Below are 7,883 nucleotides of genomic sequence, written 5' to 3' on the forward strand. Positions count from 1 at the left end.
AATTCAGACGCAAATTTTCTTAAAATATTTAAGGCTCGGCTTAGATGACCGCGGCTACGCTGCGCAGGATCGGCTGCAGGCGGACCAGGCCGATGTCCTCGCGGTCGAAGCGGCTGCCGACCTTGGTGAGTTTGGCCAGCACCTGCTCGCCCTCCTCGGGTCCGATCGGAGCGATGACGATGCCGCCGCTCGACAATTGGTCGAGCAGGAAGCGCGGCAGACTGTCGAACGCCGCCCATGCGACGATGCGATCGAACGGCGCTTCATTAGCCAGTCCGTTGGAGCCGTCCGCCTGGCGCACGATGGCATTGCCGATGCCGAGCGCCTCGAAGCGCTGTTTGGCCTGCTCGGCCAGCGTCTTGTAGCGGTCGATGGTGACGACCCGCGCGGCAAGCCGCGACATCACCGCCGCCGTGTAGCCCGACCCGGTGCCGATCTCCAGCACGCGGTTGCCCGGCTCGATGGCAAGTGCCGCGATCACCGCGGCTTGCAGGTCGGCGCCCTCGATCGCCTCGCCGCATTCGATCGGCAGCATCCGGTCCGACCAGGCAAGCGGATGGAACTGCGCGGCGAGAAAGCCGCGCCGCGGCGTCGCCTCGAAGGCGGCGATCAGCGCCTTCGGCACCGTGCCCCTGCCACGCAAGCGTAGCAGGAAGGCGGCGAAGCCTTCGCGGTCGTCGAGCGTCGGGCTGTGGTTCAGGTTCATGCGAGCGCCTTGGTCAGTTGATCGCGGATTTCATGGGCTGTGAGATCGAGCTGCAGCGGCGTCACCGACACCAGCCGGTTGCGCAGGGCGTAGAGGTCGGTGCCTTGCTTGCCCTCGACCGGCTCGCGGCCGAAGCGCAGCCAATAATAGGGGAGTCCGCGGCCGTCGCGGCGCTCGTCGACCCATAGGCTGTGGACAAGCTTGCCCTGCGAGGTGACCACCGTGCCAGCGACCTCTTCTGGCGCGCAATTGGGAAAATTGACGTTGAGCAGCACGCCGTCCGGCAGCGGCATGGCGACAAGCTTTTTGAGTAGCGCCGGCGCCAGCGCCTCGGTGGTCTCATAGGGAACGACGCGATCCTCGCCGACATAGGAATAGGCCTGGCTGAGCGCGATCGAGCGCACGCCCAGCAGCGCGCCTTCCATGGCGCCGGCGACAGTGCCCGAATAGGTGACGTCGTCGGCGATGTTGGCGCCGGAATTGACGCCGGACAGGATCAGGTCGGGTGCTCCCGGCAGGATCTTCTTCACGCCCATGATGACGCAATCAGTCGGCGTGCCACGCACGGCAAAGTGCTTTTCGCCGATCTTGCGCAGACGCAGCGGCTCCGAGATGGACAGCGAATGCGCGTAGCCGGACTGGTCCTGCTCCGGCGCCACCACCCAGACATCGTCCGACAGCGTGCGCGCGACGCGTTCGAGCGATGCAAGGCCCTCGGCATGGATGCCGTCATCATTGGTCAGGAGGATGCGCACTATTTTGATTCGATCTTTTCCAGACCGCCCATGTAAGGCCGAAGCGCTTCAGGAATGGTTACGCTGCCATCCTCATTCTGATAGTTTTCGATGACAGCAATGAGAGCCCGGCCAACGGCGGTGCCGGAGCCGTTCAGCGTGTGGACGAAGCGGTTGCCCTTGCCGTCCTTGTCCTTGTAGCGGGCGTCCATGCGCCGCGCCTGGAAATCACCGCACACCGAGCAGGACGAAATCTCGCGATAGGCGTTCTGGCCAGGCAGCCAGACCTCGATGTCATAGGTCTTGCGCGCGCCAAAGCCCATGTCGCCCGTGCACAGCGTCATGGTGCGGAACGGCAGGCCGAGCCGCTTCAGCACTTCCTCGGCGCATTCGGTCATCCGCTCGTGCTCGGCAAGCGAGGAGTCCTGGTCGGTGATCGACACCAGCTCGACCTTGTAGAACTGGTGCTGACGCAGCATGCCGCGCGTATCGCGCCCGGCCGAGCCGGCTTCCGAACGGAAGCAGGGCGTCAGCGCGGTGTAGCGCAGCGGCAGTTTTTCATGCGGGGTGATTTCTTCCCGCGCAAGATTGGTCAGCGGCACTTCGGCGGTCGGGATGAGGCCAAGCCTGCCGTCTCCATGCGGGGCGAAGAACAGGTCCTCCTCGAATTTCGGCAGCTGATTGGTACCGAAAAGAACCTCGTCGCGCACCATTAGCGGCGGCTGGATTTCTTCGTAGCCATGTTCGGTCGTGTGCAAATCCAGCATGAATTGGCCAAGGGCGCGTTCCATCCGAGCCAGTCCGCTTTTCAGCACCGTGAAGCGCGAGCCGGACAGCTTCGCAGCCCGCTCGAAATCCATCATGCCGAGCGCTTCGCCGATCTCGAAATGCTCCTTCACCCAGTTCGGGCGGGTCGGTACCTTACCGACGGTGCGCTTGACGACATTGTCGTCCTCGTCCTTGCCGACCGGCACGTCGTCGAGCGGCACATTGGGCAGCACGGCCAATGCATCGTTCAGCGCCTTGTCGAACTCGCGCTCGCGCGCCTCGCCGTTCTGGATGAAGGTCTTGATCTCGCCGACTTCGGCCTTGAGTTTTTCGGCAAGAGCGGCGTCGCCCGAACGCATGGCGTTGCCGATCTCTTTCGAGGCGGCATTGCGGCGCTCCTGCCTGGTCTGCAGCTCGGTCAGATGTTCGCGCCGCGCCTCGTCGCTGGCGATCAGGTCATCGACAGTGGACTGCGCGTCCTCAGGTGACCACGAGCGCTTCTTGAGCGCCTCGACTAGGGCCTTCGGGTTGTCGCGAATCCATTTGATGTCAAGCATGGTCTTGAACGCTCCTGAGCTAGGTCCGAGGGCGTAAACCGCATCTTTGATCTATGCAAGACGTCAAGGTCGAGTTCCTTCGCGCCCCCCTCTGTCCTGCCGGACATCTCCCCCACGGGTGGGGAGATCGGCCGTCACTGCGGCTTTCGCCAACCCCCAGCGCTAAAGAAATGAGCCGTCGGCAAAGCTGCCAATCTCCCTCCTTGTGGGGGAGATGTCCGGCAGGATAGAGGGGGGCGCTGTCCCGCAAGCCTAAGATAAAAGCTTCCGGGCCAGCCTACGCCGACGACACGTCAGCGGGCTTTTCGGCCACCTCTTCTGCGGCCTCCCGCTTCTCGCGCGCCAGGCGTTCCCGTTCCTTGCTGCGCTCGATCAGCCGGGCCGACCAGATCGAGACCTCGTAGAGAATGATCGTGGGGATGGCGAGGCCGATCTGGCTTATCGGGTCGGGCGGTGTCAGAATGGCCGCGACGACGAAGGCGATGACGATCGCCCATTTGCGCTTTTCGACCAACGCCTGCGACGACAGCATGCCGACCCGTGCCATCAGGCTGGTCACCACCGGCAACTGGAACACCAGGCCGAAGGAGAAGATCAGCGTCATAATCAGGCTGAGATATTCCGATACTTTCGGCAGCAGCGAAATCTGCACCTGATCGTCGGTGCCGGCCTGCTGCATGGCGAGGAAGAACCACATCACCATCGGCGTAAAGAAGAAATAGACCAGCGACGCGCCCATCAGGAAGAGGACCGGCGAAGCAATCAGGAACGGCAGGAAAGCGTTGCGCTCGTTCTTGTAGAGGCCGGGCGCGATGAATTTGTAGATCTGGGTGGCGATCAGCGGAAAGGCGATCACCATGCCGCCGAACATCGCAAGCTTGACCTGGGTGAAGAAGAATTCCTGCGGCGCCGTGTAGATCAGCTCGACCTTATGCGGGTCGAGCCCTGCCCATTGGGTCGCCCATTTGAACGGAATGACCAACAGGTTGAACAGTTGCTTGGCGAAGAAGAAGCAGAACAGGAAGGCGACGAAGAACCCGCCGATCGACCACATCAGCCGCCGGCGCAACTCGATCAGATGCTCCATCAGCGGAGCCGCCGATTGTTCGATCTCGTCCTTTTCCGAAACGCTCACTTGGCGGCTCCCGCCGCCTTTTTGGCGGCTGCAGTCGGCTTCTTCACCACTGCCGGTGCAGGCTTCGGCTCGACCTTTTTAGCTGCGGCCTTTGTCACGGCAGGTTTTGGTGCTGCCGCTGGCTTCGCTGCGGCTTTCGCGGCCGGCGTCGCTTTCGCTGGCGCAGCCTTCTTCTCAGCTGCCGAGGTCTTTTGCGATGTCGCCGGTGGCGCCGTCCCGACAGGCGTCTGCATCACCACCGACTCATCGGTCATCGCCGGAAAGGTCGGCGGCGCCGACACCGCTTCCGGGGCATTGATATCAGGCAGCACCGTCGCGCCATTCTTCAGCTCGGTGTCCTGCGGCGTCGAAGCCGCTGGCGAGGCCGGGTCCACAGCCGGCTTCGGTTTCATCGCCGCGTCCACCCCGGAGCGCACGTCGGCTGCCGCCTGCTCGAACGGATTGAGCTGTTTTCTGATCTCGGCGGCCGGGTTGAGGCTCCTGAGTGAATCGACCGACTTCTTGACATCGTCAAGCTCGGCCTCCTTCAGCGCGTCGTTGAACTGTTTCTGGAAATCGGCTGCCATGCCGCGCATCTTTGCCGTCGTGCGGCCGAAAGTGCGCAGCATCTTGGGCAAATCCTTGGGCCCGACGACCACGATCATAACGATCGCGATCACCAGCATCTCGGTCCAGCCGATGTCGAACATGGCGATACGTTCCGACTAAAAGTTTTGGCTCAGCCCTTACTGGCCTTTTCCTTCACTGCCGAAACGGTTTCGTCGGCACGGTGTTCGACGGTGCGCTTGTCCTCGGCAACATCGTCGTCGGCCATGCCCTTCTTGAAGCTCTTGATGCCCTTGGCCATGTCACCCATCAGCTCGGGAATCTTGCCGCGGCCGAACACCAGCAGCACGATCACCAGCACGATCATCCAGTGCCAAATCGAAAATGAACCCATAACAATCTCTCTCGAATGTTTTCTCTGACGATGATCTATGCGCTTTCGCGCCGGGATTCAAACACAACCGCAACAGAGTTTATAAATGAATGGCCGAAGTCACGCACTTTCGGCGTCGTAGCCCGCTACCAATCGGCGCAGCCCCGAAAAACCAACGGCTTTCGGCACGCCTGGTGTGCTCAATCTTCCTCGACGCGCGGCGTCAACAGGCCGAGTTCCTCGAGGTCTATGTCGGTCAGTGGATCCTCGTCGTCGGTCAGCGCATCCGGATCGGCCGGCGGCATCGGAATGGAAAAATTCGATGGCATGCGGCCCGAAAGCAGCCCGGCGCCCTTCAATTCCTCCATGCCGGGAAGATCGCGGATCTCCTCCAGCGCAAAATGGTCGAGGAAGATGTCGGTGGTGCCGTAAGTCACGGGACGACCGGGCGTGCGGCGCCGGCCGCGCATCTTCACCCATTCGGTCTCCATCAGCGTGTCCAGCGTGCCCTTCGAGGTCTCGACGCCTCTGATGTCCTCGATCTCGGCGCGCGTCACCGGCTGGTGGTAGGCGATGATCGCCAGCACTTCGAGCGCCGCGCGGGAGAGCTTCCTCTGCTGCACCGTGTCGCGGCTCATCAGGAAAGCCAGGTCGCCAGCGGTGCGGAACGCCCATGCATCGCCGACGCGCACCAGATTGACGCCGCGCCGCGCATAAATCTGCTGCAGTTCGGCCATCGCCGCGGCGATGTTGATGCCGTCGGGCAGGCGCGCGGCAAGCTGCTTTTCGCTGACCGGCTCGGCGCTGGCGAAAACGATCGCCTCGGCCATGCGCACGGCCTCCGCCATATGCAGCCGCTCGCCGGGATTCTGGGGCAAGTTCTGGGCCTGACTTTCTGCCGGAGCCTCCGCGAGCACGCCCTCTTCGGTCTCGTCGTCGACCTTGAACGGAATGACCGAAGCGTTGGCGCGTTCACTCATGATGCCACCTCGACTGCCCTGATGCCTTGCGCACGGCCGCGCAGATAGAGCGGCGCGAACACCTCGTCCTGCCGCATTTCCATTTTGCCTTCGCGCACCAGTTCCAGCGTGGCCGCAAACGAACTGGCGATCGCGGTGCGCCGCTCGTCCGGGCCGGTCAGATACTCGACCAGGAAACTGTCCAGTGCCGTCCAGTCTGCAAGCGTGCCGATCAGCCTGTTCAGGATGTCGCGCGCGTCCTTGAGCGACCACACACCGCGCTTGGCGATGGTCACATTGTTGACCGCTTGTTTCTGGCGCTGCTGCGCATAGGCGGTCAACAGATCGTAGAGCGAGGCCGAATAGGCGTTGCGTTTCTCGACGATGACCATTTCCGGCATACCACGCGCGAACACGTCGCGTCCGAGCCGGTTGCGGTTGACCAGCCGTGCCGCCGCGTCGCGCATCGCTTCCAGCCGCTTCAGCCGGAATTGCAGCACCGCTGCCAGTTCCTCGCCGCTTTCACCGTCGTCGCCAGGCTGCTTGGGGATCAAAAGCTTCGACTTGAGGAAGGCCAGCCATGCCGCCATCACCAGATAGTCGGCGGCGAGTTCCAGCCTGAGCGCCCTCACCTTCTCGATGAAGGCCAGATATTGCTCAGCCAGCGCCAGGATCGAGATACGCGACAGATCGACCTCCTGGTTGCGGGCAAGATGCAGGAGAAGGTCGAGCGGCCCTTCGAAACCGGCGACGTCGACGACCAGCGCAGGATCGCCGGTCAGCCTCGAATCGTCATTCTCGGCCCACAGGCGGTCCATCGGTGCGGCCTTGCCGGCCTTACTGTCCAATGTTTCCGCCACTTCCCGTTCCCTTGATGCTAGGCCACAGCGTCGAAATAGGTTGCAAACTCGGCGCGTATCTCGGTTTCTTCAGCCGCGTCGCGGTCCTTTATATAGGTCAATGCCCGTTTGGCACGCTCCAGCGACTTGCCGTCAAGCCCCGTGGTGCGCGACGCAATGCCGGCCATCTCCTCGAAAACGCCGTTGCAGTGAAGGACCAGATCGCAGCCCGCCGCAAGGATCGCAGCCGCCTTTGTCGGGAAATCCCCAGAAAGCGCCTTCATCGAGGTATCGTCGCTCATCAGCAGCCCGTCGAAGCCGATTTCGCCGCGGATGATTTCGTCGATCACCTTGCCGGACGTCGTGGCCGGGTTCTTCGGGTCGATCGCGCTGTAGACGACATGCGCCGTCATCGCCATCGGCAAATGATTGAGCTCCCTGAACGGGGCGAAATCATGCCGCTGCAAGTCGCTCATCGATGCATCGACGGTCGGAAGCTCGAAATGCGTGTCGGCAAAAGCCCGTCCATGCCCGGGGATATGCTTCATGACCGGCAGCACGCCGCCCGACATCAACCCTTCAGCGGCCGCACGACCCAGTTCGATGACGGCACGAGGCTCGTTGCCATAGGCGCGCGCACCGATGACGTCGCTGGCACCCTCGATCGGAACATCGAGCACCGGAAGGCAATCCGCTGATATGCCATAGCGCGAGAGATCGAAGGCGTGCAGTCGCGCCATCAGCCAGGCGGCGCGGTTGCCGGCGTCGTGGTCGTCACGCCACAAGGCGCCGAGCGCGCCGCCGGCCGGATAGTTCGGCGCCAGCGGCGGCCGCAAGCGCTGCACCCGGCCGCCTTCCTGGTCGATGAACACCGGGGCGTCCGGGCGCTCGATACAGTCGCGCATGGCGGCGATCAGATCGCGGATCTGCTCGGTCTCGCTGATATTGCGCGCAAACAGGATGAATCCCCACGGGCATTCATTGCGATAGAAGTTGATTTCGTCGCGTGTGAGCGATTTCCCGGCGCAGCCGAGGATCATGGCTTTTGATTCGGTCATAGACAGGAGTTTAGAACGTCACGCCGACAAAGGGAATCGACTTGGACCACATGCGGTTGCGCCAAATCTTTTACACACAAGATCTCTCTTCCATGAGAAACGGGGGGGGGGGGGGGGGGCGCCGGGGGGGGGGGGGGGGGGGGGGTGGGGGGGGGGGGGGGGGGGGGGGGGGGGGGGGGGGGGGGGGGGGGGGGGGGGGGGGGGGGGG

Annotated in this window: 9 protein-coding genes; all 9 read right to left on the reverse strand. The window is 63.0% G+C overall.

What is annotated here, in order from left to right; all coding sequences use genetic code 11:
• Positions 1–40 precede the first annotated feature (40 nt).
• On the reverse strand, positions 41–706 hold the full coding sequence (locus NKH73_RS29660; RefSeq protein ID WP_352938407.1) for a protein-L-isoaspartate(D-aspartate) O-methyltransferase: 666 nt from the start codon (positions 704–706) through the stop codon (positions 41–43).
• Entirely contained in the window at positions 703–1,461 is a 759-nt protein-coding gene (gene surE, locus NKH73_RS29665; RefSeq protein ID WP_352938410.1) for a 5'/3'-nucleotidase SurE, read from the reverse strand. The genes NKH73_RS29660 and surE overlap by 4 nt, the downstream gene beginning before the upstream one ends.
• Positions 1,461–2,765, reverse strand: coding sequence for a serine--tRNA ligase (gene serS / locus NKH73_RS29670; RefSeq protein ID WP_352938413.1), 1,305 nt, complete (start codon positions 2,763–2,765; stop codon positions 1,461–1,463). The genes surE and serS overlap by 1 nt, the downstream gene beginning before the upstream one ends.
• Before the next feature lie 277 nt (positions 2,766–3,042).
• On the reverse strand, positions 3,043–3,852 hold the full coding sequence (gene tatC, locus NKH73_RS29675) for a twin-arginine translocase subunit TatC (protein ID WP_352938432.1): 810 nt from the start codon (positions 3,850–3,852) through the stop codon (positions 3,043–3,045).
• A gap of 44 nt (positions 3,853–3,896) precedes the next feature.
• Positions 3,897–4,589, reverse strand: a complete 693-nt coding sequence (gene tatB / locus NKH73_RS29680; RefSeq protein ID WP_352938416.1) for a Sec-independent protein translocase protein TatB — start codon at positions 4,587–4,589, stop codon at positions 3,897–3,899.
• 29 nt (positions 4,590–4,618) lie between these two features.
• Positions 4,619–4,840, reverse strand: a complete 222-nt coding sequence (locus tag NKH73_RS29685) for a twin-arginine translocase TatA/TatE family subunit (protein ID WP_352938419.1) — start codon at positions 4,838–4,840, stop codon at positions 4,619–4,621.
• A 179-nt stretch (positions 4,841–5,019) separates the two neighbouring features.
• On the reverse strand, positions 5,020–5,799 hold the full coding sequence (gene scpB, locus NKH73_RS29690; protein ID WP_352938421.1) for an SMC-Scp complex subunit ScpB: 780 nt from the start codon (positions 5,797–5,799) through the stop codon (positions 5,020–5,022).
• A complete protein-coding gene (locus NKH73_RS29695; RefSeq protein ID WP_352938435.1) occupies positions 5,796–6,596 on the reverse strand; it encodes a segregation and condensation protein A in 801 nt (266 codons plus the stop codon). The genes scpB and NKH73_RS29695 overlap by 4 nt, the downstream gene beginning before the upstream one ends.
• Before the next feature lie 59 nt (positions 6,597–6,655).
• Positions 6,656–7,675: a beta-N-acetylhexosaminidase gene (gene nagZ / locus NKH73_RS29700; RefSeq protein WP_352938424.1), complete on the reverse strand. Its 1,020-nt coding sequence runs from the start codon at positions 7,673–7,675 to the stop codon at positions 6,656–6,658.
• Positions 7,676–7,883 lie beyond the last annotated feature (208 nt).

The sequence above is a fragment of the Mesorhizobium sp. M0938 genome, from assembly GCF_040319125.1.
GTDB lineage: Bacteria > Pseudomonadota > Alphaproteobacteria > Rhizobiales > Rhizobiaceae > Mesorhizobium > Mesorhizobium robiniae.